Below are 26,378 nucleotides of genomic sequence, written 5' to 3'. Positions count from 1 at the left end.
CCATAGGTGGACCGTGGCCAACTCGCATTACGAGCCGCCGAAGCAATCCGCTTTCGGCCAGCTCATCGACAGCCTATTCCTACTCGTCCTCGTCATCGCGGCGCTGTTTGCTCCGCTCTATCTGAAGCTCGCAGGCGGCGGTAAAATTGATATCGCCGTTGCCGACAAATCGACCTGGGCCGGCCTTGGACAGAGCGCCGTACAGCAAGCGCAGTGGGAGAAGCTCGGCTTCACGCCAGAAACCGCGGCATCGATCATCACGTCGCGCTTTGACTACAGCTTCAATCCTACAGAAGTCGTCATCACCGCTGTTGTGATCATCGGTTACTTCGCCCTGCTGTTCGCATTCTCGCGCACGGAATATCGCGAAGTCATCGAAGAACGCTTCGGAAGGAAGTAAGGCAATATGAACAGCTTCCAAATTCTGGAATATGCGGCTTGGGCGATCTCGGCGGTCCTCGGCCTCTACATGCTCTTCGACATGATCAGGATTGATCGCACCTACGACGAAGAGCTTCTGACATCATCGCGAGAGGGCGATATCGAGGACACGCTGGTCATCGATCCCCCGCATCAAGGGGGCCATAAATGAGCCAGACAACAGCCGTTCACGGCGAGAAAATCTCGCTGCTTCGCGTTCTCGGACCGGCCCACGTGTGGGCTCTCGGCGTCGGCATCGTTCTTGTCGGCGAGTACATGGGTTGGAACTTCGCAGTCGGCAAAGGCGGCATGATCGCCGCGCTCATCGCCTGCTGGGTTGCCGGCCTGCTCTATACTTGCGTGGCCATGATCGACTCGGAGGTCACCTCGACGGTCGCCGCCGCCGGCGGTCAGTACGCGCAAGCCAAACACATCGTCGGGCCGCTGATGGCATTCAACGTCGGCCTGTACCTCGTATTCGCCTACACGATGCTCGAAGCGGCCAACGCGATCACGCTCGGCTATCTCGTGCAGACTGTCGGCACCATGGCGGGCTTCGCCGACGTGCATGACAAGCCCTTCATCGTTCTGACGATCATGTTCCTCGCGTGGCTGAACTACCGTGGCGTCTATGCGACGCTGACCGTCAACCTCATCCTGACGGCCATCGCCTTTGTCGCCATTCTCATTCTGTTTGCGGCGGTGAAGCCCTGGTCGAACGAGTTGCTCAACCATCAGGCAATGCTGAACGGCCTCCCATACGGCTGGCTCGGCGTCATCGCATCGCTGCACTTCGGGCTCTGGTACTACCTCGGTATCGAAGGGACTTGCCAAGCGGCAGAAGAAGTCCGTTCTCCGGCACGCTCGCTTCCACTCGGCACGATGACTGGAATCATGACGCTGCTCATCGCAGCGACCATGACCTGGTATGTGTGCTCGGGCCTGATGCCGTGGGAATACCTCGGACAAGCCGTGACGCCGCTCTTCGACGCGGCACGGTTGACGAACTCGATGCCTCTGATGGTTCTGCTGTTCGTCGGCACAGTGTTCTCGACGCTCGCGTCGGCCAACGGCTGCATCAACGACGCGTCGCGCGCCTGGTTCTCGATGGGACGCGACCGGTATCTGCCGACATGGTTCGGCGCCGTGCACCCCAAAAACCGCACGCCGTACCGCTCCATCGTCTTCCTTGTGCCGGTGGCGCTCGTGTTCGCGTACTTTGCACCGCTCGATCAGGTCATCACGTTCTCGATCCTGTCGGGCCTGCTCGGCTATACGTACATGTCGCTTAACGTCATCCTGTTCCGCAGGAAGTGGCCGCTGGGGATGATCAAACGGGGATACATCCATCCCTTCCATCCCCTGCCGGCGCTCGTGCTGCTGCTCCTTTGCTCCGTGACCTACTTCGCGGTGTTCCTGGGATACGGCACGCAGCTCATCGCGATGCTCATCTTCTTCGTCGTTGCATCGCTCTGGTTCCACTTCCATCGCTACCAGTATGTACGCCGTGGCGATCAATTTACCATGCAGTGGCCGCGTCCGGTCGGCTACTGAGCAAGTAATTGGGACGGCGGGTATTTACCTGCCGTCACCTTCCCTTCAGCAAGGTGACTTCGAATGACCCTTCCCGTCGTCATTGCCCTGGTTGGCATCGTCGTCACAGCAATCATCGCCATGCGCGAACATAGATCAGCACTCGCTGCGCGGCGGACACTGCTCGATCGCTGCGTGCCGCTCCTGACCGGTGCTGAGATCACGTTGGGCAGCGACGGTTTTCCACGCCTCGAAGGCCGCTACCGCGGTCGTTTCGTTCGCGTCGAACTCGTTCCTGATTCCATGACCGTCCGCCGCCTGCCGCAGCTTTGGCTGAAAGTCACGCGCCTCGAAGCCCGACCGCGACAGCCTGAATTCTCAGTTCTCGCGCGTCCCACTGGCGCCGAGTTCTACTCACTGACAAGCGCGCATCGCCTCATACTCAAGCCGCCGACCGGGCTTGGCATGGCGGTGATGGCCAAAGGTAGCAGTTCTGCGTCTCAGCAGGTGCTCGACGCGTCCGCGCGCGCACTGGAGTCGATCTTCCGCGACCCGCGCATGAAGGAAGCGGCCGTGACTGCGCGCGGCCTCCGCCTCGTCTGGCAAGCGGCGGAGGGAGGGCGTGGCGAACATCTGTTGCGTCAGTGCCGCTTCGAACGCGCCGGCGTCGATGCCGATGCCCTTGCGGGGCTGCTTACCCACCTCGACACGCTGAGCGCGTCGCTCGATCAAATCGAAGAGGCCGAAGCCGCATGACCGCCGCCGTGAACCGACCGCCGCTCAATCCCTACCTCGTTCTGGCGCTGGCGGTCATCGCTCCTGGCGCTGGTCACGTAGCGGCAGGCGAACCTGAGAGAGGCCTGCGGTTCGCGTTCTTCACGCTCGTTCTGGCGGTCGTGACGTGGCATTTCTCGACGCCCGAGCAGTCGTTCGTCGGCCGCTCGGCAGGCGGGCTTTTCATATGGGCGATTTCGATACCGGACGCCTATAAGGTCGCGCGCGTGCGGTACGAATATTGGAAGCAAGGGCGAAGCGCCTAGGAGGTTTGTCGACTTTCTGCGCGCCAGGGCCACGAGCCGCGGCTGCTTTCTCCCGCCGCTCCCGATTAGTCGGCGTGGTTCACCTGTTTTACTCACCACAATCTAAAGGCGTAGTTGGCTGCAACCGGTTGTCGAATATTCTGCCTACTGACAAACGTCGGTTGGGTAGGGTCGATGTTCTCGACTGCAAGCACTGCTAAGCCAGCCCGCGCCTTCGCGACCGCAAGACAAAGCGAGATCGATGGCATTCGCGGTTGGGCCTCGATCGGAGTTTTGCTTTTTCACCTCGTTTGGGAGTTGTACGGGGTTATATATCCCGGCCTCAGAGCCCCCATTCTCCGTCCTTTGCTCGACGGACCTCTCGCCGTCTACATCTTCTTCGTTCTATCCGGCGATGCGTTGTCGCTCGGGTTTACCGACGCGCGCCGGAATGGTTTGAACCCGCGAATGGTGCTGAAACGATATTTTCGGCTGTTTGGCCCGATTCTGTTTTCGTGCCTTGCCACCTACCTGCTGATGCAGTCTCAAATGACGTTCAATCATGAAGCAGCGGCCATCGTGCGCCGGGAAGATTGGCTCGGTGCGTTTCTCTCCTTCGAGCCTTCGCTGTCCGATATGCTGCGTTTTTCAGCGCTCGGGGTTTTCACCACCGACCATCCTTCTACCTCCTACAATCCATTTCTTTGGCCCATGGGAATTGAACTCGGTGGCTCGATGCTGATCTTTTCGTTGAGCATCATCTACCGCGATCTTCGTCGACCCACGCTTTGGATTGCCGTTGCGGCCGTCGCGCTCCTCTATTTGGGATCGCCATATGGTTTGTTTCTCGTCGGAGCCGTGTTTGGCGGATTGAGGACCGATGGCGTTTTCGCGGTTGCCGGCAGGTGGCCCGCTTGGAACCGGATCGCTACGATTTTCGTGGTAGCTGGGCTTTATACGCTCATCGCCTTGCCGCAGTCGCACGATGGGCGCTTGGGACTTCTGCTTGCGTCCGTGGTCGTCTTGGTCTGCTACAGTTCGATTGATCTGCTATCGCTTATGCGGAGCAGAATTTCGCTATTCGTCGGACGGATTTCGTTTCCGGTGTACTTCATGCAGTTTCCGGTGCTCGTCAGCTTAACATCCTGGTTGATCATTCAGGGCCAATCGACGACGTCCGGAAGCTGGGCGGCGACAGTCGTGATCACGTCGTTCGCCGCGGTGATCCTGATAGCCGTCATCACCGAAGCGCTTGAGGCCAAATATCTCGGCTGGCTTGATCACGTGATTGCCGGAGCATTTCGCTCCTCTGGAACACCCAGAAAGATGGCCGCATCACCGCCGCCTGCCGTCGAAGTTACGAATGACACGCAAATGCGCGGCGCTCCAACGGATCGCTGGAGCGCCGAAGTTCTTGAGGGTTACTCAGGGAAGACGTCTGCCAGAGCGTAATGCTTGATCTTGTCGCGGTTGGCGATCAACTCGTCGACCGTCGGCTCGCCCTTCATCGCGCGCGAGATGGCGAGCTTCGTTGCTTCGTACTGGCAACGATAGAGATCCTTCTTATCGAGCTCGGCGTGATCGGCCACGCGCGGATCGAGCCAAACAGTGATGATCATGCAGATCTCGTCTGCCTTATCCTTCGGCAGGACACCATCCTTCAAGCAGTCGACGATGGCGTCGCCGATCGCGCCCTGCACAACGCCGCCGAATAGCTCGATGTAAGCGCTGTTAGGGATCGTCACCTTCGACGTCATCATCGCGGCCGGTTTGACCTTCTGGTTGAGATCGCGAATGACGAAGAAGCGCGTGTGGCCCATAGACTGGCCCATCATGCCAGCGAAGGCGTGTCCGACCGGACCGTCGACGGTGCCGATCACGACTTCCGGCATGGCATCGGTGTATTGGCCTTCCGCGGCCAGAACTGTTGCTTCGCCGGTGAGGAACGTCAGATTTTTCATGGGTCTCTCTTGAAGTGGAGCGTTGCGTTGGCTTGCCTAGACGTGAAGCGCACTCAAAGCCAGACGCACCACGCAGCGTCAAGTGTCGTGAAGCGTGCTTAAAAAGATCAATTGCGACCAATCGAGACCGCAGCTCGCGGGCAGCGATCAAGAGCGAGAGCGTCGCGGTCAAGTCAACAGGTTGGAAAGCTCATAGTCTTTTGATGCGAGCGTCACGCGTCACGACAGGCGCACGACCGCCGCACAGCCGTTTGGGGGGCCACGATACGCGATGCCGCCGCCATCAATTTACCGGATCAATCCCATCCGGGATCTCGCTTTCGCGATCGAGTTCATGAAAGAGCCAGTTGGCCATCACAGTCCTGGCCTGCAAAGAATCCTGCACGTATTCCGAGGTGAACCGCTCACCGACAAGTATGTTCTCGTCACTGTCACGCCGCACAAGAAATGGCAGCTCGCGCGGCTCAGCGGCGAGCGCGGCAAGCCGCTCCGGCGGCTCGACACATTTTACTCGTGCTTGAAAGAGGCCGAGCGAGACGTGTTCCGGCGGCGCTGGAAGGAAGCGACCGGCCAAGAGCTCGTTCTTCCCCAACAGGCGGAGATCTAAGGCGATGCTGACGATCACCGGCTATCCAGATCGCATCTACGCGCGTCCGGGCGATACCATAAGATTCATGGTGAGCTGCGAGAGCGAAATCACCTATCGCGCCGATCTCGTACGCATCATCTGCGGCGACGATAATCCCGACGGGCCCGGCTATAAGGAAGAGGAACTTCAATCGGACATCAACGCCGACTATCAGGGCCGCAAGCAGCACATCCACGCCGGATCCTATGTCTCAGTGTCCGACGCAAGACCGCTTCGCGCGCTCGATAGCTTTACGGTCCAGGCGTTCATCTGGCCGACGACGCCGCTCAAGGGCAAGCAAGCGCTCATCTCGAAGTGGGATGCGGCGAGCAATTCAGGCTTCGCGCTCATCATCGATGAAACGGGCTCGCTCGCGATCGACATCGGCGGGAATGGCGCGATCGAGCGCGTCAGCGTCGGCGCGCCTTTGCAATTGAAACGCTGGTATCGCGTCGGCGCGGCCTACGATGCTGCTTCTGGCACGGTGCGCATCTTCCAGATACCGATGCTCGCCGTTCCCGACATTGCCGACGGCGGGACCAAGGAACAACGCTTAGGCGTGCGCATGGGGAGCAATCGTGCCGCGCTCCTGTTCGCCGCCATGCCTGGAGACAAACCCTCAGGGCTCGACTTTTATTACAACGGCAAGATCGACGGTCCCGTTATCACCTCGCGGGCGCTCGGCGAAGGCGACTGCGAAGCGCTGATCGGCCAGACGCCACAGCGGCTCGCCTTCGACATCGTCGGGCGATGGGATTTCTCGAAACGCATGGACTCGCAGATCGCTTGCGATCTCTCCGTCAATCGCCTCGACGGCAAGGTCGTCAATTTTCCGACCCGCGCGATGACGGGCTGGAACTGGACCGGCGAGATCATGAACTACAACGAAGATCCGTCTCAGTGGGGCGCGATCCACTTCCACGACGATGATGTCTACGACGCCGGTTGGGAAAGCGATTTCGCCTTCACCGTTCCGGCCGAACTCAAAAGCGGGATCTATGCGGCACGTCTGCGCGGCGGCGGCGATGAAGAGCATGTCTGGTTCACGGTCGGCCCTGCTCCCGACGAGGAAAGCGAAATCGCGTTGCTGCTGCCGATCGCGAGCTACATGGCCTACGGCAACGACCGGCTCGGAATGGACGGCGGCGGCGCGGAGCTGCTGAATGACATCCTCAACGTCATCAATCCGCACGAGATCTTTCTCAACGATCACGTCGAATACGGCGGCTCACTTTATGATGCCCACTCCGACGGCAGCGGCATCTGCTATTCCTCGCGGCTCCGGCCGCTCGTCAACATGCGGCCGAAGCGGCAAGGCACGCTCGGCGGCTTTGGCGGATCGAAGCTCTGGCAGTTCGCGGCCGATACGCACATCACGGATTGGCTCGAAGCCAAGAACTTCAAATACGACGTTCTGACGGACGATGAGCTGCACGATCGCGGCTATCAGATTCTCGCGCCCTATAAGGTTCTCATCACCGGCACGCACCCGGAGTACTGGTCGACGGAGATGTGGGATGCCTTCGATGCATTCCGCCAGCGCGGCGGCCGCATCATGTATCTCGGCGGCGACGGCTGGTACTGGCGCATCGCGTACCATCCCGAGTTTCCGGGCATCGTCGAATTGCGCCGGACGGAGAGCGGTGTTCGCGCATGGCCGGCGGCGCCCGGCGAATATTATCAAAGCTTCGACCGCCGCCAGGGCGGGCTGTGGTCGCGACTTGGCCGTGCGCCGCACGGCCTCGTCGGCGTCGGCTTCGCCGCTCAAGGGTTCGACATTTCGAGCTACTACAAGCGTCTCCCCGACAGCTACAAGCCGGAGGCGCAATTTGTCTTCGAAGACGTCGACGACGAGAAGATCGGCGATTTCGGATTGATCGGCGGAGGCGCTGCGGGCCTAGAGGTGGACCGCTCGGGCGGGGAACTCGGCACGCCGCCCAACGCGCTCATTCTCGCCAAGTCCGAGAACCACACCAACACATATCTGATGGTTCCGGAGGAATTCCTCGAGACTGCGCCGGGATTGGGGGCTGAAGAACATGTCAATGCCCGCGCCGACATGGTGTTCTTCACGATGCCGAACAACGGCGCGGTCTTTTCGGTCGGATCGATTTCCTGGGCCGGAAGCCTTTCGCACAACGGTTATCAGAACAACGTCTCTCAGATTACGGAAAACGTTCTCAATCGTTTTCTCGACTCCTCCCCGTTCACCGCGGATTGAAATTCGAAGCGAGATGCGACTTTGAACATTCTGGTCTTCCAGCACGCGGCGGCGGAGAATCCCGGTTCCTTCAACGACCTTTTTCGCGCTGACGGCGTGCGCGTGACGACGGTGGAATTCGATCGCGGCGACACACCGCCCGATCTGGAGGCGTTCGACTTTCTCCTCGTGATGGGTGGACCGCAGGATGTCTGGCAGGAGGCGGAGTATCCGTGGCTGAAAACGGAGAAGGCGGCGATCCGCGATTTCGTGTTGCGCCTGCAGCGGCCCTTTCTCGGCATCTGCCTCGGGCATCAGCTGCTCGCCGAAGCGATCGGCGGCAAGGTCGCGCTGGCGAACACGCCTGAGATCGGCGTCTATGAGAATACGAAGACCGACGCGGGTCGAGATGACGCGATCATCGGCGCTCTCCCCGATCCCTATCGGGCGCTGCAATGGCACGGAGCCGAGGTGGTCGCGCTGCCGCAGGAGGCGGAAATTCTCGCGCGCTCGCCGTCATGCGCGGTGCAGGCGTTTCGGTATGGGCCGCGCGCGTATGGATTCCAAGGCCATGTCGAAGCGACGCTGGAGACAGTGCCGAACTGGGCCATGATCCCCGCCTATCAGAATTCCGATGATCCGGCCTACCGCAAGGACAACATCGACCGTCTCGCGCGGGACGTCGCATCAAGCATCGACGACATCAACTCCGTCGCACGGGTGTTGTATCAGAAGCTGATTTGCGGCGGCGCGGCGGGCTAAGCGTCAAGACGCTCAATCAGTCCGACAGAAAGCGCAGAGTCCTTATCGCAGGTCCCATAGTCGGGCATAAATGCTCCCCTGCGCCGGACTTGAAAGATCGACACGCACTTGCGACCGATAGAGATGCACGTAGACTATTTCTGGGCCGAGGTACTGATCCGGGTTCGAAGTCGGCGCAAACAAGTTCGTCCTATAGCTCGTCAGCGAGCGATCTTGCCCCAGAACTGTCCCGTCAAACCCGTTCTTTCGAATACAATGTTCGATGGCATCGGCGCCTAACGCCCCCCAAGGAAGGTGCCTTGCATAGGGTCCCAGTGAGGTAAGGCTCATCGTAATGACGGGCCAAGCCTTCCTGGGATTTTGCCAAGGCACAGCCTTCCAAGGTCGACGCCAGCGATCGAGGATCTCGTCCAAGATTGGATGATCCGAAGCAAGCCTCATCACTGAGTTATTGAATCTCGCGCTTTCGTCATCGCCCTCTTTCACCAGAACGTTGGGATCAAGAAAGTCGAAGGGCTTGAGCAAGAAAACGTCCGCGTCCAACCAAATGCAAGGGTAGGATTTGAGAATGAGCGCCCGGTAAACGTCAGAAAAAGGGGCGAAGCTGCCTTTGCGGTTCCGAAACACTGCCTCTTTTGGGCAGAGGGCAGACGCATCAAGGGCAACGGCTCCCTTAGGGAGCGGGAAGTTGCTGTAGGAATGAACACAGACATCGTGTCCTTGGCGCAGCCAAGACCCAATGCAAAGGAACTCCAGCGGACCGAGTTCATTCCCGACCCAGAGTGTATGAATTGCAGGAAGGCCGTATACCAAAAACTCGGACCATGAATTAAAATATCATTTGGCTGGGATGGGAGGGTTCGAACCTCCGAATGGCGGAATCAAAATCCGCTGCCTTACCACTTGGCTACATCCCAACGCGAGACGGGTCGTTTACCGTCGTTTGGCCGTAAGAGCAAGGCCGACAAAGGCGCGGTCATAGCGCGCATACCGCCGGAACAAATCAAGTCTTCTCCCGCGCTACTCCCACAACGGCGTGTATAGAATCCACCCTAACTTCTGGCACAAGTTTTTGCTTCGTTTGCAACGCAATGTTGCACCCGGTTGCCGGCACCCGACCCTGAAGAAGCCACTCGGTACGACATCTCCAAAATCGACTTTGTTCGTTCGAAGGGAGATACGGCGCTCTCATGTTAATTTTCTAACCGTCGCGATCTGTTTCTCGCTGAGCGTCGCAAGCTTCGAGGCCCAGACCTTCAGATCGGGTAAGGCAGTTGTCCGCTGGAAGAGGTCTCGGGCAATATCAAACTCGCCGAGAGCTCGATGCAGCTCAGCGCTCAGGAACAGGAGTTGGCTGTCATTTGGGTCCATCAATCCCAGAAGAGAACTGACGTTGGCATGCGCGTCACCGGAAAGGATTGCCTCCCCGGTCACGGGATCCGGCTTCGGGTCGTCAATTGTCAAATCGCTCCTGAATGAATCATTGCGCCGTTGGAAGGCTAGCATGCGAAGGTGGAACTGTTGATCGCGATCATCGGGTAGGTCTGCGGACAGGAACGCGTAGTATTGTGCTTCTTCCGGTTCCGCCACGACGGGTGCCATGCGCCAAGCCGGATTTACCCTCGGCCAGTCCGCCGGGTCATTGAAAGGCCCCGGCATCAGTCCCACGCCGGGAGCATCGGCGAGCCAGTAGCAGCTATGACAGGCATGGCAAATTACGAACTTTGGTGGCTGCCGCAAGAAAGGGGAAACGACCTTCAAGTCGCTCCAGCTGACGCGGCGGCCCGTGTTGCCCGCCACTAGCGTACCATGCTGTTCGAGCGCGCCGCAGTTGGGGCAGGCTATGACTTGATCCGGTCCTGGCGTCATAACGATTTCCACATTCGAATAAGCGGCGCAGTTGCGAAACCAGCTGCCTTTGATCGGGCTGCGCGATGGTCAAGCCGCCGCGACGGCCACGCCCCGGCAAAGATATCCGAGGGAGCGGGGCGCACCATCGAGATAATAGTGATGGACTTCAGGCAGCCGGAAGCCCGCGCGCTCAAAGCTCGAGGCGACGGGCCGGTTCAAGTTGCAGCCGACAGCGAGACGCTTCCAAACGGGATTGAGCCTGTTCTGCCAGCCCGCGACCTTTTCATCATGCGCGAGCCCGTGCTCGAGAAACAGTACGCGGCCGTCCGGCTTCAGAACGCGCCGCAACTCGGTGAGGACGCGCGCGGGATCGTCGACCGAACACAGGGTATAGGTGACGACGGCCGTGTCGATCAAAGCATTCGAAAGCGGCAACGCCTCGGCCGGCGCTTTGATGATTTGCAGCGGGACGCGCGAGTTTGCGTGCCGCTCCGTGCCGATGCGAAGGAAGTCCGCACCGGGGTCGACACCGATAATGCTTTGCACGCGCGCCGGATCGTAAAGCGGCAGGTTGAGACCGGGGCCGATACCAATCTCAAGCACGACGCCCGTTGCCTGGGGCACGACCTTGGCGCGTTCTTCGGTGATGTTCTGCATCGCGCACAGGCAGCTCACGACGCGCGGCCCGACGTATCGATTGTAAAGACCCATGACTTCCCCTCTTCAGCGAATGGAGGTGGATCTGCTTAGAGAAGCTCCTTCGGCGCACGTGTTCCGCCGGTTACAATACGGATTGCCAGTGTAACGGGCCGAAGTCGCTGCTCCTAATGCTCGTGTGACGGAGATGACAATATATTGAAAAATCTCGCGTTTCTTGTTCTACGAGACGCCTTGATTGCAGCTACTATGTTTTAGGCGGCGCAGTTCGCCGCAGCGCGCTGCTGTCGTCCTGCCTCGCCGCTTCATCCGATATCCTGCGAGCCCGAAGTCCCGCTACGCTGCGCATCCCGGCCGAAAACGTCGGCAAGTCTAAGTGCTTGCCGGACCGGATCGGGGTCGCTATAACCCGCCTCTCTCGTGCCCTAGACAGGGTGGCGAGAGAAGCCTACTTCAGGCTGACGACGGTCGGGCGGAGCGTAGCGCAGCCTGGTAGCGCACTTGCTTCGGGAGCAAGGGGTCGGAGGTTCGAATCCTCTCGCTCCGACCAGTCTTCATTCAAGCCAATCCGACAGTTTTGCGGGCCTTGACGAAAAGCGATTTCGTCCGCGAGCCGGATTCCGGCATTCCGCTCAGAGCTGCTGGCCTCCCGTCGATGTCGTGCCGTTCGCGTTGCCGGGAAAGTAGGTCGACGCCGAGCCCGCGCCGAAGCTCTGCAGCACGCTATTCGCGGAAACGTTGTAGCGCTTGCCTGTGGCGCTGCCCGAGAACGACACGGCGTAGAGTGATGCTCGTCCGAGGAAGTCGAGATTGAAGCCTTGGCCCGAGAACGCCGGCGCGCCCGACAGCGTGATCGTGATGCCGGCTGCTTCGTAGTTTCCGCCGAACGAGAGCAGATGATCCAGCGCGTTGCCGGCGATCGTGTAGTTGCCGGTTGCCTGGACGTGCGCGTTGCTGTCCGCTCTGACGTGACGCTCGGCGCAGGGGCCGAAGACGACGTTCGCGTAGTTCACTTCGGCCGCGTTCTTGGCATAGATGCCATTGCCGCCGGACGATGTTTGGATTTTCAAATCCTTGATCGTCGCTTTAATGCCCGCGCCATTGATGCTGAAGGCGTCGGCCGACGTGACCGAGATGAGGACGTTCGCGGGCGTCGTGCTGTTGCCCTGGATGATGACGGAGCCGCCGAGCAGCGGCGTGTCGAGGCTGTTGGCGCCGGTATAGGTTCCGTCGGCGATCTGGACGGTGATGACGAAGCCGTTGAGGTCGATCGTCTTGGCGAGGTTCAGCGCTTTCTGGATGGTGAGAAAGGCGCGACCGGAAGCATTCGCCAGGCCATCGTTGCTATCGGAACCATCGGTGCGAATGTAATAGGTGCGGTTCGCAGCCAAAACCTCGCGCGGGCCGCCCCATGACGGGAACGAGACCTTTCCGGAGCCGCGCGCGATCTTCAATGCCTCGAACCACGTCGAGCCGTCCGCGCTGACCTTGAAATGGAAATCATCATCGCCAGTCAGACCCATTTCGGCGCGGCCCGAATAATTGGTCTGATAGAGTACCGAGGCAGTGTCACCGGCGGCGGCCTTGTTGATCTTCTGCTGATGCCCGTTGCCGACGTTATCGAACAAGCTCGCGAGGGCTTTCAGCGAAAACCTGTTCGTCGCGTCCGCCGTCGCATTCACGCCGAAGGTCGTCGGCGCGATCGGTGTATAGCGCGCGTCGCCGCGCGCATTGGTGTGATATTGCGTGTGCGGATCGGATGCCGCGACGTGAGCCGCGACAGCGGAGGTCGCCGCGCCGGCCGCGTCGAAATCGGTGGAGGCCTGCGTTGATGCCGAGCCTAGCCCGAGCACCGCTCGTGCCTCGGAAGCGCTCAAATCTTCAGGCTTGCCGCTGCCCGCAGTCTTGCGGCCCTTGATCGTGCCGTTCGCCATGTCGGCGAGATCGCTGTTGGCAACCGGAGACGTGAGACCACCGCCGCTGCCGCCGCCGCTCGTGAACGGCGCCCACGCTCCAGCGGAATAGACGACCAGTTCGTGATGGTCCGCAACCCACGCGATCCAGCCTTCCTGCGGGTCGTAGAACATCCACGCGCCGTCTTGAAAGCCAGCGATCTTTCCAGCTGCGCCAGTCCATGCGCCGGTTGCCGCCGTCGCAACGATGTAGCGATCGCCGTCGGCAGGGCTCGTGGGTGGACTGGTCAGCGTCCGGCTTTCGACGCCAAGCTGCACAAGGCAGTCGAGCGCCCGGATCGCCTCGTTGTGGGTAACGTGCTTCTGCGCCTGGGAGGCGAGGATATAAGGCAGTGCTAGGTTCGGCGTGTCGTTCATGTTCGGGCTGATGTCCGCTTCGATGCTCCCACGTATGAGGATACGGGCGCGCCAGAGAACGGGGATAAGTTTTTTTCGAGGACGTCCGCTGCGCGGCTCAGGAGCAACCAACTCGCGGTAAATTCAATTCGTTTACCCGTTGCGGCCATCGCGATTGACAGTAGGGGCGAAGCGTCTAAACCGAGCGGCGCATTCGGCCAGGCCGAGACGGGACGAGGATCGCCGCGATGAAATTTCTGGTTACCGGAGTGGCGGGCTTCATCGGCTTCCACACGGCGGCGCGTTTGCTCGATCGGGGCGATGACGTCGTCGGCATCGACAATCTCAACAGCTACTATGATCCGGCACTGAAGAAAGCGCGGCTTGAGCAGCTCGGCGGCCGGAAAGGCTTTTCGTACCTGCATCTCGACATCGCGGAGCGCGCGGCGATGGCGGAGCTCTTTCGGGTTCACCGCTTCGACAAAGTCATTCACCTCGCGGCGCAAGCAGGCGTTCGCTACGGCATGACAAACCCGCATGCCTACATCGATTCAAACATCGTCGGCACGCAGAACGTTCTTGAGGGCTGCCGGCACAACGACGTCGCGCATCTCGTCATGGCCTCCTCGAGTTCCGTCTACGGTGCGAACACGAAGATGCCTTTCAGCGAGCATGACAACGTCGATCACCCGGTCAGCCTTTACGCCGCGACGAAAAAAGCCAACGAGCTTGCTGCACACTCGTACGCGCACCTCTACCGGCTGCCGATCACGGCGCTGCGCTTCTTCACCGTCTACGGACCGTGGGGACGTCCGGACATGGCCTATTTCAAATTCACCAAGAAGATACTCGCGGGCGAGCCGATCGAGGTCTTCAACGGCGGCGACCATGCGCGTGACTTCACCTATGTCGACGATATCGTTGAAGGTGTGCTGCGGACCGCCGACAGGATCGCGGCACCCGACCCGCAATGGAACAGCGATGCGCCTGATCCCGCCACATCGTCAGCGCCGTACCGCATCTACAATATCGGCAACAACAATCCCGTGGAGCTGATGGACTTCATCGCGGCGATCGAGAAGGCGACGGGTCGGGAAGCGAAGAAGACGTTCCTGCCGCAGCAGCCGGGCGATGTTGCGCGGACCTATGCCGACATCGATGATCTCTCGCGCGATGTCGGCTTTCGCCCCTCCACGCCGCTGGCGGAGGGCATCGGCCGTTTCGTCGCGTGGTATCGGGCCTACTACGGGGTTTGATTTCGGCGGCATCGGGCCCGCGTTGCAAAACCGCGCGTTAACCTGCGGCGAATTTCAGGGTATTCGTTGTCGGCAGGCGATACCTATAACGGGGCCAAAACAACGAGGGTGTGCGGGGCTTGACCTCTCTCCAATTCAAAACCGAGATGGAATTCACGTACGGCGAGCCATCACCGATGGGTCCGGGCATCGTGCGGCTCGTTGCGCCAAATCCGAGCCCGCTGACGCATAAGGGGACGAACACCTATCTCGTCGGATCGACGTCTCTCGCGGTCATCGATGCCGGACCCGATAGCGACGAGCACCGCGCGGCGATCCTGAAAGCTGCCGGGGGACGGCCGATCACGCATATCCTGTCGACGCATGCGCATCGCGATCATGTCGACGGCGTCGCCAAGCTGAAAGAGGCCACCGGTGCGCGCACTGTCGCCTACACGCGCGATCCGGAAGCGGGTCGCATCGCGCTCGCGAACTCTCCGTCGGGACGATTTTTCGTAGACTACGACTTCGCGCCCGATGTCAGCGTTGAAGGCGGCGACCGGATCGAAGGCGGGGACTGGGCGTTGACCGCCATTCACACGCCGGGCCATGCGCCGGATCATCTCTGCTTCGCACTCGACGGCCGGCGTGTCGTTTTTTCCGGCGATCACGTGATGGCGTGGAACACGACCGTGATCGCGCCACCGGAAGGGCGAATGGCGGACTATGAAGCCTCGCTCGAAATTCTGCTCGACCGCGAGGATGATGTTTTCCTGCCGGGACACGGCGGCCGGCTCACCGACCCGCAGCGAACGGTGAAAGCCTACCTGCTGCACCGGAATTGGCGCGAGAAGTCGGTGCTCGATGCTCTCACCGGCGGAGCGCGCACTATTCGTCGAATTGTGCCCGAGGTTTATCGCGACCTCGCGCCCCAGCTGATCCCGGCTGCGACGCTTTCCGTTCAGGCGCACGTCGAATATCTGATCGAGAAAGGTTTGGTCGCTTCCGATCAGCCTTTGACCCCGGACGTCGACCTTTCTCCGCTTTGAGCTTGGCTTTGCGCGCGGCAGCGGCGGCTTCTTTCTCGGGATCGGGAACGGAGGCTTCGAACCTCGCCGCGACCTCTTTCAAGATCGTGCGAACGTGCTCGGCGTTGCGGCCGAAATCGTTGGAGCCGTAGCGGGACGCCGAGCGGACATCGATGCGGGAACTCTTATCCTCGCCCAGCACGCGGATGATGACATCATCGACAACGCCGAGGATCTGCGTGTGCTCGGAGAGTTCGATGAAGCCCGGCGCGTCGTCCTCGTCTTCTGGCGGCACCTCGAGCGTGGTTTTGAGGCGGAGCTTGGCGAGTGCCTGCAGCACGAGTTCGTAGGCTTCCTCAGTGGTGCGCGGAATGACGAGGCTTTTGAGGTCGGGATAATATTTCGCCTGCAGCGGTGCCAAGCGCTCGCCTTGATAGTCGAGTGGATTGGCAGAGGGTCCGCGCTCGTCCTCCGCCTCAGTGAATTCGGGCGGCTCGGAGACGTCGGTCGTGATGTCGTTGATCTCGGGATGACGCAGGCTCAGCGCCCAAACGCCCGCAGGGACCGCGAGGATGCCCATAGCCACGATCGCGCCGCAGAAGACGCGAGCGGTGCCGGGACGGCCCGTCACCCAAATATCGAGCCCGGCGATCAGCGCCATCACGAGTGCCAGCGCAGCGGCTGCGATGAGGATGTAGGCGATCGTCAGCGCCACAGGCGTCTGCAGCAGCGACACGCGATGCAGGCCGGCCGTTACGGCAGCGGACGCGGCGGCGAAGATCGCGATCCGGCTCGTCCACATGGCGAGAAACGACGGCGGCCGGTCGGCGGCGTAATAGATTCGCGTCGAACGATAGCGGTCGCGCACCCGCGCCTTACCGCGGCGTTCGTAGATGCGATCCGTCACCATTCGCGCCCCAAACCCCTGTTCGTCCCGCCCTCTCTCCCCGAAATTGCGCCTTTTTGTGGCCGTCTCAAGGGTAGAGGCGGGTTTTGTGCCAGGAGTCGCGCGGCGCGTCGCGGCGGAAAACGATGCGGTCGTGAAGACGGAACGGGCGGCTCATCCAGAATTCGATTTCGACGGGGTGGACACGGAAGCCCGACCAGTATGCGGGTCGCGGCACCTCATCGGGAAATTTCGCTTCAAAATGCTGGACCTTGGCTTCCAGCACGTCACGCGTCGACAGGGGCCGCGACTGGTGCGAGGCCCAGGCGCCGATGCGGCTCAAACGTGGCCGCGAGGCGTAATAGGCGTCCGCTTCGCCGTGGGAAACGAGCGACACCGGCCCGCGGACGCGCACCTGACGCTCCAGGCTCTTCCAGTAGAAAAGCAGCGCCGCCTTCGGATTGGCAAGCAGCTCCCTGCCCTTGGCGCTTTCGAAGTTCGTGTAGAAAACGAAGCCGCGGTCGGCACTCTCCGGACCGTCCACATTCTTCAAGAGCACGACGCGCACGTTCGGCATGCCAGCGGCATCCACGGTTGCAAGCGACATGGCGTTAGGGTCGTTCGGCTCGGAACTCACCGCTTCCGCCATCCAAGTATCGAAGAGGACGAACGGGTCGGAAGCTTCGGTGAAGTCGGCGGTTGCCGGCGCATCGGTGGGTGTTTGATCGCTATCGGTCATGTTGCATGCTCAATGCTTTTGTTTCGCGATTTCTCGCATCGTTAGCGCAGAGATCAGCCTACGGCTTTAGTCCAAATTAACCATACGACGGCAGAGTGGACGTTGTTCGCTCCTGTTGAGCGTGTCGCGTTTTTCTGGGTCTGTCGCGTAAAGGTCTGTTGCGTCATGTCAACCAATGCGTGTTTCTTTCCCCTAGCCGCGGCCGGCGCAACGGCATTCGCGCTGGTTGCGGCTATTTTCGTGCCGAGCGAGTACACGCTCGCCGCCGAGCCGGTTGTCGCGACGGGATCCGCGAAGCCTAACGCGCTCGAGGCTGCGCCGAAATTGCCCGAGGTCAAGCCAGCGAAGGTCGTCCTCGACCAGAACGACGAATACGCAGCGCTCGAAAGCGTTCAGTACGCGCTCTCCGAAGTTGCCGACGGATCGAGCTACGTCTGGCATCGCAGCCACGGACAGCTTTCCGGGATCGTCAAGCCAATCTCATCTTTCAAGGACGCGCGCGGCGGCGTTTGCCGTCATGCGCTCGTCGTGCTGAGCGGCACGGACGCAACGAAGCAGACCGAGATCGTCGCCTGCCGTTTGGCGACGGGCATCTGGGAACTCGAATCCTAATTCCAACTTATCCTCCGATCCTCTCCCCAGAAGATTGAGAAAGGCGGCCCCAGGGTCGCCTTTTTTATTTGGCGCCGGCGACTCCGCTGCGCGGAGCCGGCCGCCGGCGCGGGCTTGTGGCGTCGTTCTTCGGATGTTTGGCGCCGGCGACTCCGCTGCGCGGAGCCGGCCGCCGGCGCGGGCTTGTGGCGTCGTTCTTCGGATGTTTGGCGCCGGCGACTCCGCTCGCGCGGAGCCGGCCCCCGGCGCGGGCTGTGGCGTCGTTCTTCGGATGTGGGCGCTGGCGACTCCGCTCGCGCGGAGCCGGCCGCCGGCGCGGGCTTGTGGCGTCGTTCTTCGGATGTTTGGCGCCGGCGACTCCGCTCGCGCGGAGCCGGCCCCCGGCGCGGGCTTGTGGCGTCGTTCTTCGGATCAACAACTGCGCGGGTGCGATCAGATCATCACGAAGCTGACGGCGAAGACGAAGATCGCGGCGAGCGCGAGACCGAGCGCCAGCTCGATGCGGCGGCCGCGAACGACGAGGACGATCGAGGGCAACACGAAGATCACCCAGAGCGCCACGACGAGCAACGTCAGGCTGTCGACGACGATGTTGGCGATGGCGTTGCTTCGTCCCGGCTCGTGGAAGACGAGCACATAGGCAATCGCCGCCAGCGTCTCGATGGCGACAAGCGCAATGACGATGGGGCGAAGTGAAGTCCACATCAGGTTGTATTTCCTTTGGGCTGCCGAATAGACCTCGCAACAAAAAATTCACTGATGTGTCAACATCATAACAGTCGTGCTTCTTGATTCAGTCTGTCTTGTCCCCAGTTCACTCACATGCGTCGCTTATCCCGATCTATCGAATCGGCCCATCACTCGATGAGAGCGGATTTCCCTGTGCGCGTCGGGCTCGAACGGACAAGCAACGTGATTGGGTATCTCGCCATTCTTGGGGCTGCCATCTGCGGCTACGCAGCCGTGGGCGCATGGGCAGTCCTTGTAGCCGCCCTCGCCCTCGCATCGCTTTCACAAGCAGAGTACGGCGCCCTCTATCGACGGTCCGCAGAACTCGGTCTCGGTTCACTCGGCTTCTCCGTCGCGATGAAAAGCTTGGGAAATGCTCTTCTCGCGAGCGGCGGCGCTTACGTCGGGGGCGTTTTACTTCGTCTTCTTTAGCGGTGGAGTAAGCCAATCGGCATCGTACGTGCCGTCCCGCGCCGCTTCCACGCGCCTTAGGCCCTCGTTGGCTACTTGCCGTAAGCGACGCGAGGATTGCCGATCCAACGACAAGCGGCGACGAGGCACCTCGGCCAGGATTCCGCCGTAAGAGGTCTCGGCTTCTCTCAGATGGTTGGCTTCTATGCCACCAAATCCCAAAATATTGCACACTAGCGCCGCCACGTAGTTCATGTCTCCGTGCTCACAGAGATCCCACCCTTGAAAGGGCGCGAGCTGCCGCCGAAGGTCTAAGGCGCTGCCCGACCTGTTCACGCTAATCAGGTCATAGGCAGTCAAATTCCCGCGGAACGTCACCTTGCCATCAGCGTCTGTCTGCGCGCGGAAGGCCTGGAGAATCTCCGCTTGGTATCGCTTCGAACGCGCAATGAGGAGGACTTGCGTTCGCTGGTCATCAACTGTGGACGCAAGTTTCTCTAGAGCGCGATAGGCTTGTAGAGCATCAGCCAAGTGACCGAGCTTTCTTAACTGATGCGCTTCTAATTCTTTCGCAGTCAGATCGCCCTCGTGACCTGGAATTTGCAACGCCGTGCGAAATTCGGTCAGCGCGGCGTTATTTTTCTGCAATGCCACTGCGGGATTTCGCTTAGCCATTGAAGAAGCGATGGCTCCCCGCAAGATATGGGCGGTGGCATATTGCTGGCGTAAGGAAGTGATATTGTCGTCAGCCGTTTTCAGTTGACGCTTAACAATGTCGAGGGCCTGGCCCAGCTGCCATTCTGCGCTGCTCGCAACTTGCACAGCCGTCGCAGACTTGTCCCAGTTGCGTTCACGGAGCACAGACCTCAGCTGCTCACTCGCAAACAGCGGCAAGCTAAATGATTGACCGGGCGAAGGCCGCTCGAGAGCATTCAAAACGTATTGCTGGCCATCCTTCAAACGCGCATCGCTGTCGCGGAGATATTCCGCTAGCCTCTTGTGGAGGATCTGTTCGCGATATCGCCACCAGCGCCAGATGCCGAACGTCAAGCCCGCTGCGCCAAAAATCGCTTGCGCGTTGTGTTCTATGAAGATCGCTATGGCGCCGATAATTCCGGAAGCCTGCGAGCCGAGACGACTGACCAATTCGGCCATCGTCGAAGCAACAAACTCGTTGTGTTCAAGCCAGGTCATGCCCTGGCAAATGAGGTCGTCTCCCCCGCAATCCATAATCACCCCCACGCAACATAACTTAACCCGTAACCAATTCGTTAACTATGCGCAGAGCAGATCGCCTGTATAGCCCTTTCCTCAAGAATTGAATTGAGTGCAGCGCAGCGTGTGTTCTGCGCGTCTCCGTTACGCTCGCGTCCGGACCGGCGACGGATAGTGCGTGCGGCTTGCCCTAGAAGCAGCCCGCGCAGCGACCTTCGCTCTTCGAGAGAAACCAGACCCGCGATCAGTGCGAGCGCCAGGAGGAATGATAGCCGGGCGCGAAGTGGCGGCTCATGTGGCGGCCGGTGATCGCATCGGTCAGCAGCGTCCCGATCACGGTGACGACGACGCCGATAATGATTTGCGAGAACCAACCCTGCATGCCGCCACGATGCCCGACGCTTCCGGCGGAAATGTGGATTGCCGGTGGTCGCGCGGACAATTCGGAGCGCGCGCGCCGCCATCCTCAGGCGACGCCGAGCTTGCCTCGTTCACCGGTTCGTGGTGTCGCCAGTTCTTCCGGCGTGATGAACTCGACCAGGTCCGCCGCCTCGTAGAACGGCCGGATCTCGATCTCGCTCTCTCCCGCCATGGGATTGGGACAGCGCTTCGCCCACGCCATCGCCTCGTCCATGTCTTTCACCTCCCAGATCGCGAAGCCGGCGACGAGATCGCTGGTTTCGGCGAACGGTCCATCGACGACCGTGCGCGCGGCGCCGTCGAAGACGACGCGCTTGGCGTCGGCGGTATTCTTCAGCCCGGCCGCGGCGACGAAGACGCCGGCCGCGACGAGTTCCTCGGTGAAGCGGTCCATCGCCGCGAACGTCTCTTGCATCTCGGGGGTCGGCTCAAGGCTCACGTCGCTGGCCCCGGCGGACTTCATAAACACCATCACCCTCATCGTCCGTCTCCCTTTCGTGCGTGCGTGAATGCCGTCTCATGGGAATGACGAATGAGGGCGAAGGGAGCCGACAGGGAGTGGAATTTTTTCGTGCTCGTTCCGGCAACGATTACGGTGTCCACTGATGATCCCTGACGCCCTCTGATCCGAGAGGCATGCTCCCCTGTCAGCCGGCGTGCGCTCCTGCCTGAGCAAGCCGGGACCTCCCGCGGAATCGCGCTGCACTGGAGTGCTCATCACGGCGCTGATTTCAAACTGAGACTACGACCCTGGGCCCCCTTGCGGAACGAGACAAGAACGTGTAGAGTACATACACGATTTGTACCGTAAGGGAGCGGGTGCATCGGTGGTCAGCGTCTCAGGCCGCCGCGCTTGCGCAGCCAGGAAAGGCTTGAGACGAACTCAATGCTCACCGAGAAACAGAAAGACCTGCTTCTTTTCATTCACGCGCGCATGCAGGAGCGCGGCGTGCCACCGTCCTTCGACGAGATGAAGGACGCTCTCGACCTTCGCTCCAAGTCCGGCATCCACCGTCTCATCACCGCGCTCGTCGAACGCGGGTTCATCCGCCGCCTGCCGCATCGGGCGCGCGCCATCGAAGTGATCAAGCTTCCCGACAATCAGATCACGCCGCCGAGCCTTGCCGCAGCCTCGGCCGCCCCGCAGCGCGGGTTCCAGCCGAGCGTGATCGAAGGTTCGGGGCCGCCAAAGCAGAGCGCGCCACCGCCGCCCTCGCATGTTATTGACGCGCGCACCGTCTCCATTCCGGTCATGGGCCGGATCGCCGCCGGTACGCCGATCAGCGCCATCCAGAACCACACGCACGACATCGCCGTGCCGCCGGATATCCTGACGAACGGCGAGCACTTCGCGCTCGAGGTGAAGGGCGACTCGATGATCGAAGCCGGCATCCACGACGGCGATACCGTCATCATCCGCCGCTGCAATACGGCCGAGAACGGCGACATCATCGTGGCGCTGGTCGAGGGTGAGGAAGCGACGCTGAAGCGGCTGCGCAAGAAGGGCTCGACGATCGCGCTCGAAGCCGCCAACCCGGAATTCAAGACGCGCATCTTCGGTCCGGATCAGGTCGATATTCAGGGCCGGCTTGTCGGGCTGATGCGCCGTTACTAGGGCCCAGACCGGGCAGCGACGCAAGGGATGCGGGCGACAAGTTATTGCCCGTCGTCGGCGTTCGCGTCGTCGGCCTCCTGCTCGACGCCCTCCCCGGGGTCCACTTCCGCCGAGCTGCGCGGCTCGCTGTCGGCTTCGGCAGTCTTGGCCACTTGTCCCACCGTCCCCGCCCCCGGAGGCGGAGGCGCGTCCAGAATGCGCGGCTTCGGTAGCGTTCCTGCTCCACGCTCCGGCATCACGCTCCAGGGCCGTTGGCCACGATGGGCGGCCACCGTTTCAAGCCGCACGTGCGGCTCGGGGCTGTCGTCGGTCTGATCGAGGTAGAGCGCGTAGGCGCCGTTGCGCCAGCGATCGAAAACATCTACGACGGCGCGCGGCACGGCGCAGCCTTCGGGCTTCGGCAAGTCCAGGATAAGAACGTCGGCATTCAAGCAATCGTCGGTGACGGATGCGGGATGGCGCGCGACGGCGACGGTCGCGCCCTTGACGTGGGCGATGCAGCCGACGGCGTCGCATGAAAAGGCATCGCCCGTTTTCGCATCTTTGCCCGAACGCGAATCGCCGTCGTACTCCAGCCAGCGTTCCAGATCGTACTTCGTGCTTTTTCCCGGCGCTGCCGAGAGTTTGCCGGAGGCGTCGCGGACGGCAACGAGCAGGCCCTTCTGTCCGATCAGGATATCCGGCCGCGGCATCCAGGGCGCGATGAGCAATCCCGCGATGACGAGCGCGACGCCCAACAGCCTGATCCGCGTGCGCCAAAGCAGAAACCACATGCCGCCGACGATCATCAGCACGAACGCCAACTCCGGTATCGCGGGGAGATGACCGACGGCGCCGGGCAGCGCTCCAACCTTGTTGGCGCACCACGTCATTCCTTCGATGCCCCAGCCCATCGGCACAAGGCCGATCCATTGCAGGCCGAACGGCATCAGTACCATCGCAATCAGCGCCGCCGGCATGACGATCAGGTTGCAGATCGGAATGGCGATCATGTTTGCCAGCACCGCGTATTGCTGGCTCTGATGGAAGTTATAGGCCGCGAACGGCGCGACGGCGGCACTCGCGATCAAGGTCGAGGCGATGATCTCGCCGAAGAAAATCACGACGTGCATCACCGGACTTGGTTTTCGGTTGCGGTCGAACAACCGGCTCAGCCATTCGTGCGAGGCGATGAGCGCCGTCACGGCCGCGAACGACATCTGGAAGCCGGCATCGAGCAGGCTTTCGGGATAGATCGCGAGGATGAGGAAGGCTGCGAGCGCCACGTTGCGGAGCGCGAGCGCCGGGCGATCGAGCAGCATCGATCCGAAGATGATGAAGATCATCAACGCCGACCGCACGGTCGCGAACTGGCCGCCGGAGATCGCGAGATAGGCGACGGCGCTGATGATGCCGAGCGCGGCCGCGATCTTCTTGATCGGCATCGTCAAGGCAAAGCGCGGCACGGCGGCCAACATCAAGCGGACCGAGTAGAAGACCGCACCGGCCGCGATCACCATGTGCAGTCCGGAGATCGAAAGAATGTGGAACAGGCCTGAGTTCTTGAAGGCGTTGTTCGTCTCCGTCGTGATGCCGCCACGCTCGCCGGTGATCAGCGCCAGCGCGATCTCGCCGACTTCGCCGGGCAGCGCGGCGCGGATGCGGGCGGCGATGGCCTGGCGGATGTCCTCGATCGTGCGGCGATACCACTGGACGATGCTGTTTGGATCGGCGTGGCCTTCGATCGTGGGCGCCGCGAACGCGTAGCCGACGGCGCCGACGGATTCAAACCACGCGGTGCGCGCGTAATCGAAGCCGCCGGGCAGCGCGGGTTTTGCGGGCGGCGACAGATTGGCCTTGATGCGAATGCGATCGCCCGGCGCGGCGAGCGATTTCGACGACATGGTGCGTATGCGCACTACGGCCGGGGTGTCTGTGGACGCAAGTCCCGCGATCGAGGGATTGGCGATTGTCAGGCGCTGTCCGCGCGGCAGCTTGGCTTCGACCATCGTGACGGTTCCGGTGACTTCGACGCTGTGCAGGGCCTTCGTCAACACCGGCGCGCGGACTGTCTCGACGCGAACCTTCGTGATCGCAAATCCCGCAGCCGCGAGAATGAGCGCCATCATCATCGTCGCAGCAATCGTGCCGGAGCGCACCGCCAATCGCAGGATCAGCGCGATACCAAGGGGTGCGAAGGCGACGGGAAGCGATGGCTCCTCGGGAAGCGCAAAGTAGGCCGCGATGCCACTTCCGAGACAGACCGGCGCCCAGAGAAAGAAGCTCTGCCGCTCTGCTTCGATCAGCAGCGCAGCCTGGCTCATGCCCTGCTCCGAAAAACTCGGAAATGCGACGTCGGGTCCCCTCGCTTCGACCGACATATCCCTGCCTGTACGCGCCGAGGGCGGGTGTTCCGCCCTCTTAACTTGTCCCACCCCACATGCTACGAGCGGAGCCACAATCCCTCAATGGCAGACAGAACATAAGGTCCAAAGGCCAGAGACCATGACATCCAGCGCGCCCATCGTACGATTTGCACCTTCGCCGACCGGCTATCTCCATATCGGCGGCGCGCGGACGGCGCTTTTCAACTGGCTTTACGCGCGCGGACGCGGCGGACGCTTTCTGCTTCGCATCGAGGACACCGACCGGGAGCGCAACAACGAGGCGGCGGTCGCGGCCATCCTCGACGGCGTCAAGTGGCTTGGCCTCGAATGGGACGGCGAGGTCGTCTCGCAATTTTCGCGCGCCGACCGCCACCGCGAAGTGGCCAACGAACTGCTCGCCCGTGGCGCCGCCTATTATTGCTATTCGTCGCCCGCCGAGATCGATGCCGCCCGCGAGAAGGCCAAGGCCGAAGGCCGGCCGCAGATCTTCCTGTCGCCATGGCGCGATCGCGACGCGGGGGATGCGCCCAAGGACGTGAAGCCCGTCATCCGCCTCAAGGCCCCACGCGAAGGCGAGACGATCGTCAACGACCACGTACAGGGCCGCGTCGTTTTCCCGAACAAGGACCTCGACGACCTCATCATCCTGCGATCGGACGGCAACCCGACCTACAATCTCGCGGTCGTTGTCGATGATCACGACATGGAGATCACGCACGTCATTCGCGGCGCGGACCACCTGACGAATGCGGCGCGGCAAACGCAGATCTACCAGGGCATGGGCTGGACCGTGCCGGAGTTCGCGCACGTTCCGCTGATCCACGGAGCGGACGGCGCGAAACTTTCAAAACGCCACGGCGCGCAAGGCGTCGAGGAATATCGCGACATGGGCTATCTGCCGGTCGCGTTGCGAAACTATCTCGCACGGCTCGCCTGGAGCCACGGTGACGACGAGATCATCTCGACAGAAGATCTCATCCGCTGGTTCGATATCGACGACATCAACAAGAGCGCTGCCCGGCTCGACTTCAAGAAGCTGGACGACCTCAACGGCCACTACATCCGTGCGGCGTCGGACGACGAACTCGCGGCCCACGTGCGTGGAATGCTGCCGCATCTGAACTTTGTCGCTCTTGCCGATATCGCGCCCGATCCAAAAGCGCCGCCGCGCGCCGACATCGCGCTGGCGCGCGAGGTTCTGCGGCAGCTGCCGGGCGTCCGCTCGGGCAAAGAACTCGCCGATCTCTTCGCAGCAAAGGGCTGGGATACTTTCGTTCGCGCGATACCATCTCTGAAGGAACGCTCAAAGACGCTCGCCGAGCTGGTCGGGGGCGCGCTCTTCATCGTCGCCCAACGGCCGCTGAAGCCCGAGGACAAGGCGGCAAAGCTCCTCGGCGATGAGGGCCGCGCTTCGAACGCAGCCGTGCGGACGCTGCTTGCCGATGTGCCGGCCAGCCAATGGACGTCGGCGCTGCTCGAAGCCAAGGTTAAAGCTTACGCTGAAGAGAAGGGTCTGAAGCTTGGCAACGTGGCGCAGCCGCTCCGAGCCGCTTTGACGGGACGCGCTGTTTCCCCGCCTGTTTTCGACGTTTTGGACGTTCTCGGCCGCGACGAAAGCTTGGCCAGAATTGCCGACGCTGCCGGCTAGCGGGCCCGCCTCCTACTTAACGATCCCTTGCCGCACTGCAAAAAATCCGTTAAATCCAACGTTGCCGATTGCTTCTGTGAAGCCGCCGAACGTCTCCCAAACCATACGGGAGTGTCCCGTGGGAAATGCGATAG

Annotated in this window: 26 protein-coding genes, 2 tRNA genes and 1 pseudogene; 16 read left to right on the top strand and 13 right to left on the bottom strand. The window is 61.4% G+C overall.

Going from position 1 to position 26,378, the window contains the following annotated elements; all coding sequences use genetic code 11:
* Positions 1-13: 13 nt before the first annotated feature.
* The 6 genes from EKK30_RS14155 to EKK30_RS14130 all read left to right on the top strand — a co-directional run bounded on the left by EKK30_RS14155 (position 14) and on the right by EKK30_RS14130 (position 4,424).
* On the top strand, positions 14-400 hold the full coding sequence (locus EKK30_RS14155; RefSeq protein WP_290986115.1) for a hypothetical protein: 387 nt from the start codon (positions 14-16) through the stop codon (positions 398-400).
* Between the two features lie 6 nt (positions 401-406).
* Positions 407-592 (top strand): hypothetical protein, encoded by a 186-nt coding sequence (locus EKK30_RS14150; RefSeq protein ID WP_290986114.1) that lies wholly within the window; start codon positions 407-409, stop codon positions 590-592.
* Positions 589-1,974 carry an APC family permease gene (locus EKK30_RS14145; RefSeq protein WP_290986113.1) on the top strand — a complete coding sequence of 462 codons (1,386 nt, stop codon included), beginning with the start codon at positions 589-591 and terminating at the stop codon, positions 1,972-1,974. The genes EKK30_RS14150 and EKK30_RS14145 overlap by 4 nt, the downstream gene beginning before the upstream one ends.
* A gap of 63 nt (positions 1,975-2,037) precedes the next feature.
* Positions 2,038-2,709 (top strand): hypothetical protein, encoded by a 672-nt coding sequence (locus EKK30_RS14140; RefSeq protein WP_290986112.1) that lies wholly within the window; start codon positions 2,038-2,040, stop codon positions 2,707-2,709.
* Complete coding sequence (locus tag EKK30_RS14135; RefSeq protein WP_290986111.1) at positions 2,706-2,993, top strand: hypothetical protein; 288 nt, start codon at positions 2,706-2,708, stop codon at positions 2,991-2,993. The genes EKK30_RS14140 and EKK30_RS14135 overlap by 4 nt, the downstream gene beginning before the upstream one ends.
* 174 nt (positions 2,994-3,167) lie before the next feature.
* On the top strand, positions 3,168-4,424 hold the full coding sequence (locus tag EKK30_RS14130; protein WP_290986109.1) for an acyltransferase: 1,257 nt from the start codon (positions 3,168-3,170) through the stop codon (positions 4,422-4,424).
* On the opposite strand, the gene fae is transcribed toward EKK30_RS14130, so the two are convergent.
* A complete protein-coding gene (gene fae, locus EKK30_RS14125) occupies positions 4,394-4,933 on the bottom strand; it encodes a formaldehyde-activating enzyme (RefSeq protein WP_290986108.1) in 540 nt (179 codons plus the stop codon). The two genes, EKK30_RS14130 and fae, sit on opposite strands and share 31 nt — an antisense overlap.
* A gap of 271 nt (positions 4,934-5,204) precedes the next feature.
* Between fae and EKK30_RS14120 the strand changes: the two genes are divergently transcribed.
* The 3 genes from EKK30_RS14120 to EKK30_RS14110 are packed head-to-tail and all read left to right on the top strand — an operon-like array spanning position 5,205 to position 8,523.
* Entirely contained in the window at positions 5,205-5,540 is a 336-nt protein-coding gene (locus tag EKK30_RS14120) for a hypothetical protein (protein WP_290986107.1), read from the top strand.
* Between the two features lie 4 nt (positions 5,541-5,544).
* Positions 5,545-7,782, top strand: a complete 2,238-nt coding sequence (locus EKK30_RS14115; RefSeq protein WP_290986106.1) for a N,N-dimethylformamidase beta subunit family domain-containing protein — start codon at positions 5,545-5,547, stop codon at positions 7,780-7,782.
* A gap of 21 nt (positions 7,783-7,803) precedes the next feature.
* The gene (locus tag EKK30_RS14110; RefSeq protein WP_290986105.1) at positions 7,804-8,523 is read left to right on the top strand and encodes a type 1 glutamine amidotransferase; all 720 of its coding nucleotides are present in this window, start codon (positions 7,804-7,806) and stop codon (positions 8,521-8,523) included.
* A gap of 42 nt (positions 8,524-8,565) precedes the next feature.
* Here EKK30_RS14110 and EKK30_RS14105 read toward each other — a convergent pair whose 3' ends face one another.
* The 4 genes from EKK30_RS14105 to EKK30_RS14090 form a co-directional block, all read right to left on the bottom strand.
* Positions 8,566-9,048, bottom strand: coding sequence for a hypothetical protein (locus EKK30_RS14105; RefSeq protein ID WP_290986104.1), 483 nt, complete (start codon positions 9,046-9,048; stop codon positions 8,566-8,568).
* A 317-nt stretch (positions 9,049-9,365) separates the two neighbouring features.
* Positions 9,366-9,440, bottom strand: a tRNA-Gln gene (locus EKK30_RS14100).
* A 271-nt stretch (positions 9,441-9,711) separates the two neighbouring features.
* The gene (locus EKK30_RS14095) at positions 9,712-10,125 is read right to left on the bottom strand and encodes a hypothetical protein (protein WP_290986103.1); all 414 of its coding nucleotides are present in this window, start codon (positions 10,123-10,125) and stop codon (positions 9,712-9,714) included.
* A gap of 336 nt (positions 10,126-10,461) precedes the next feature.
* A complete protein-coding gene (locus EKK30_RS14090) occupies positions 10,462-11,085 on the bottom strand; it encodes a class I SAM-dependent methyltransferase (protein WP_290986101.1) in 624 nt (207 codons plus the stop codon).
* Positions 11,086-11,504: 419 nt separating this feature from the next.
* Between EKK30_RS14090 and EKK30_RS14085 the strand changes: the two genes are divergently transcribed.
* Positions 11,505-11,581 (top strand) — tRNA-Pro (locus EKK30_RS14085).
* Between the two features lie 82 nt (positions 11,582-11,663).
* Here EKK30_RS14085 and EKK30_RS14080 read toward each other — a convergent pair.
* The gene (locus EKK30_RS14080) at positions 11,664-13,361 is read right to left on the bottom strand and encodes a DUF2793 domain-containing protein (protein WP_290986100.1); all 1,698 of its coding nucleotides are present in this window, start codon (positions 13,359-13,361) and stop codon (positions 11,664-11,666) included.
* A gap of 227 nt (positions 13,362-13,588) precedes the next feature.
* Here EKK30_RS14080 and EKK30_RS14075 point away from each other — a divergent pair, with 227 nt between their 5' ends.
* A complete protein-coding gene (locus EKK30_RS14075) occupies positions 13,589-14,596 on the top strand; it encodes an NAD-dependent epimerase (protein WP_290986099.1) in 1,008 nt (335 codons plus the stop codon).
* A gap of 119 nt (positions 14,597-14,715) precedes the next feature.
* Positions 14,716-15,624 carry an MBL fold metallo-hydrolase gene (locus EKK30_RS14070; protein WP_290986098.1) on the top strand — a complete coding sequence of 303 codons (909 nt, stop codon included), beginning with the start codon at positions 14,716-14,718 and terminating at the stop codon, positions 15,622-15,624.
* Positions 15,625-15,709: 85 nt separating this feature from the next.
* Here EKK30_RS14070 and EKK30_RS14065 read toward each other — a convergent pair.
* Together EKK30_RS14065 and pdxH are read right to left on the bottom strand one after the other, a co-directional pair.
* Positions 15,710-16,183 (bottom strand): annotated as a pseudogene (locus tag EKK30_RS14065) (DUF1499 domain-containing protein); the annotation flags it as partial.
* Positions 16,184-16,577: 394 nt separating this feature from the next.
* Positions 16,578-17,228 (bottom strand): pyridoxamine 5'-phosphate oxidase, encoded by a 651-nt coding sequence (gene pdxH / locus EKK30_RS14060; RefSeq protein ID WP_290986097.1) that lies wholly within the window; start codon positions 17,226-17,228, stop codon positions 16,578-16,580.
* Positions 17,229-17,393: 165 nt separating this feature from the next.
* Here pdxH and EKK30_RS14055 point away from each other — a divergent pair, with 165 nt between their 5' ends.
* Positions 17,394-17,840: a hypothetical protein gene (locus tag EKK30_RS14055; protein WP_290986095.1), complete on the top strand. Its 447-nt coding sequence runs from the start codon at positions 17,394-17,396 to the stop codon at positions 17,838-17,840.
* 432 nt (positions 17,841-18,272) lie between these two features.
* On the opposite strand, the gene EKK30_RS14050 is transcribed toward EKK30_RS14055, so the two are convergent.
* On the bottom strand, positions 18,273-18,545 hold the full coding sequence (locus EKK30_RS14050; protein WP_290986094.1) for a hypothetical protein: 273 nt from the start codon (positions 18,543-18,545) through the stop codon (positions 18,273-18,275).
* A 159-nt stretch (positions 18,546-18,704) separates the two neighbouring features.
* Here EKK30_RS14050 and EKK30_RS14045 point away from each other — a divergent pair, with 159 nt between their 5' ends.
* On the top strand, positions 18,705-19,001 hold the full coding sequence (locus tag EKK30_RS14045; RefSeq protein ID WP_290986093.1) for a hypothetical protein: 297 nt from the start codon (positions 18,705-18,707) through the stop codon (positions 18,999-19,001).
* Here the strand turns inward: EKK30_RS14045 and EKK30_RS14040 are convergent.
* From EKK30_RS14040 to EKK30_RS14030, 3 genes are all read right to left on the bottom strand, one after another.
* Positions 18,984-19,940 carry a hypothetical protein gene (locus tag EKK30_RS14040; RefSeq protein ID WP_290986091.1) on the bottom strand — a complete coding sequence of 319 codons (957 nt, stop codon included), beginning with the start codon at positions 19,938-19,940 and terminating at the stop codon, positions 18,984-18,986. The two genes, EKK30_RS14045 and EKK30_RS14040, sit on opposite strands and share 18 nt — an antisense overlap.
* Positions 19,941-20,439: 499 nt before the next feature.
* Positions 20,440-20,637 (bottom strand): hypothetical protein, encoded by a 198-nt coding sequence (locus EKK30_RS14035; RefSeq protein ID WP_290986090.1) that lies wholly within the window; start codon positions 20,635-20,637, stop codon positions 20,440-20,442.
* A 24-nt stretch (positions 20,638-20,661) separates the two neighbouring features.
* Complete coding sequence (locus EKK30_RS14030; protein WP_290986089.1) at positions 20,662-21,096, bottom strand: YciI family protein; 435 nt, start codon at positions 21,094-21,096, stop codon at positions 20,662-20,664.
* A gap of 405 nt (positions 21,097-21,501) precedes the next feature.
* On the opposite strand from EKK30_RS14030, the gene lexA reads away from it, so the two are divergent.
* Positions 21,502-22,230 (top strand): transcriptional repressor LexA, encoded by a 729-nt coding sequence (gene lexA, locus EKK30_RS14025; protein ID WP_290986088.1) that lies wholly within the window; start codon positions 21,502-21,504, stop codon positions 22,228-22,230.
* A gap of 41 nt (positions 22,231-22,271) precedes the next feature.
* Here the strand turns inward: lexA and EKK30_RS14020 are convergent, their stop codons facing one another.
* Positions 22,272-24,533 (bottom strand): ComEC/Rec2 family competence protein, encoded by a 2,262-nt coding sequence (locus EKK30_RS14020; RefSeq protein WP_290986087.1) that lies wholly within the window; start codon positions 24,531-24,533, stop codon positions 22,272-22,274.
* 181 nt (positions 24,534-24,714) lie between these two features.
* Between EKK30_RS14020 and gltX the strand changes: the two genes are divergently transcribed.
* Positions 24,715-26,244 (top strand): glutamate--tRNA ligase, encoded by a 1,530-nt coding sequence (gene gltX, locus EKK30_RS14015; protein ID WP_290986086.1) that lies wholly within the window; start codon positions 24,715-24,717, stop codon positions 26,242-26,244.
* Positions 26,245-26,378 lie beyond the last annotated feature (134 nt).

The sequence above is a fragment of the Hyphomicrobium sp. genome (assembly GCF_003987855.1).
Lineage (GTDB): Bacteria > Pseudomonadota > Alphaproteobacteria > Rhizobiales > Hyphomicrobiaceae > Hyphomicrobium_B.
Note: the sequence above shows the minus strand (reverse complement) of the source record. Positions and strands in the feature narration are given on the sequence as shown.

Bases quoted from the DNA above. Each gene is read 5' to 3' on its own strand.
- EKK30_RS14150 (WP_290986114.1), top strand. From the start codon at position 407: ATGAACAGCTTCCAAATTCTGGAATATGCGGCTTGGGCGATCTCGGCG.
- EKK30_RS14145 (WP_290986113.1), top strand. From the start codon at position 589: ATGAGCCAGACAACAGCCGTTCACGGCGAGAAAATCTCGCTGCTTCGC.
- EKK30_RS14140 (WP_290986112.1), top strand. From the start codon at position 2,038: ATGACCCTTCCCGTCGTCATTGCCCTGGTTGGCATCGTCGTCACAGCA.
- EKK30_RS14135 (WP_290986111.1), top strand. From the start codon at position 2,706: ATGACCGCCGCCGTGAACCGACCGCCGCTCAATCCCTACCTCGTTCTG.
- EKK30_RS14130 (WP_290986109.1), top strand. From the start codon at position 3,168: ATGTTCTCGACTGCAAGCACTGCTAAGCCAGCCCGCGCCTTCGCGACC.
- fae (WP_290986108.1), bottom strand. From the start codon at position 4,933: ATGAAAAATCTGACGTTCCTCACCGGCGAAGCAACAGTTCTGGCCGCG.
- EKK30_RS14120 (WP_290986107.1), top strand. From the start codon at position 5,205: ATGCCGCCGCCATCAATTTACCGGATCAATCCCATCCGGGATCTCGCT.
- EKK30_RS14115 (WP_290986106.1), top strand. From the start codon at position 5,545: ATGCTGACGATCACCGGCTATCCAGATCGCATCTACGCGCGTCCGGGC.
- EKK30_RS14095 (WP_290986103.1), bottom strand. From the start codon at position 10,125: ATGGCACCCGTCGTGGCGGAACCGGAAGAAGCACAATACTACGCGTTC.
- EKK30_RS14090 (WP_290986101.1), bottom strand. From the start codon at position 11,085: ATGGGTCTTTACAATCGATACGTCGGGCCGCGCGTCGTGAGCTGCCTG.
- EKK30_RS14080 (WP_290986100.1), bottom strand. From the start codon at position 13,361: ATGAACGACACGCCGAACCTAGCACTGCCTTATATCCTCGCCTCCCAG.
- EKK30_RS14075 (WP_290986099.1), top strand. From the start codon at position 13,589: ATGAAATTTCTGGTTACCGGAGTGGCGGGCTTCATCGGCTTCCACACG.
- pdxH (WP_290986097.1), bottom strand. From the start codon at position 17,228: ATGACCGATAGCGATCAAACACCCACCGATGCGCCGGCAACCGCCGAC.
- EKK30_RS14055 (WP_290986095.1), top strand. From the start codon at position 17,394: ATGTCAACCAATGCGTGTTTCTTTCCCCTAGCCGCGGCCGGCGCAACG.
- EKK30_RS14050 (WP_290986094.1), bottom strand. From the start codon at position 18,545: ATGTGGACTTCACTTCGCCCCATCGTCATTGCGCTTGTCGCCATCGAG.
- EKK30_RS14045 (WP_290986093.1), top strand. From the start codon at position 18,705: ATGAGAGCGGATTTCCCTGTGCGCGTCGGGCTCGAACGGACAAGCAAC.
- EKK30_RS14030 (WP_290986089.1), bottom strand. From the start codon at position 21,096: ATGAGGGTGATGGTGTTTATGAAGTCCGCCGGGGCCAGCGACGTGAGC.
- lexA (WP_290986088.1), top strand. From the start codon at position 21,502: ATGCTCACCGAGAAACAGAAAGACCTGCTTCTTTTCATTCACGCGCGC.
- EKK30_RS14020 (WP_290986087.1), bottom strand. From the start codon at position 24,533: ATGAGCCAGGCTGCGCTGCTGATCGAAGCAGAGCGGCAGAGCTTCTTT.
- gltX (WP_290986086.1), top strand. From the start codon at position 24,715: ATGACATCCAGCGCGCCCATCGTACGATTTGCACCTTCGCCGACCGGC.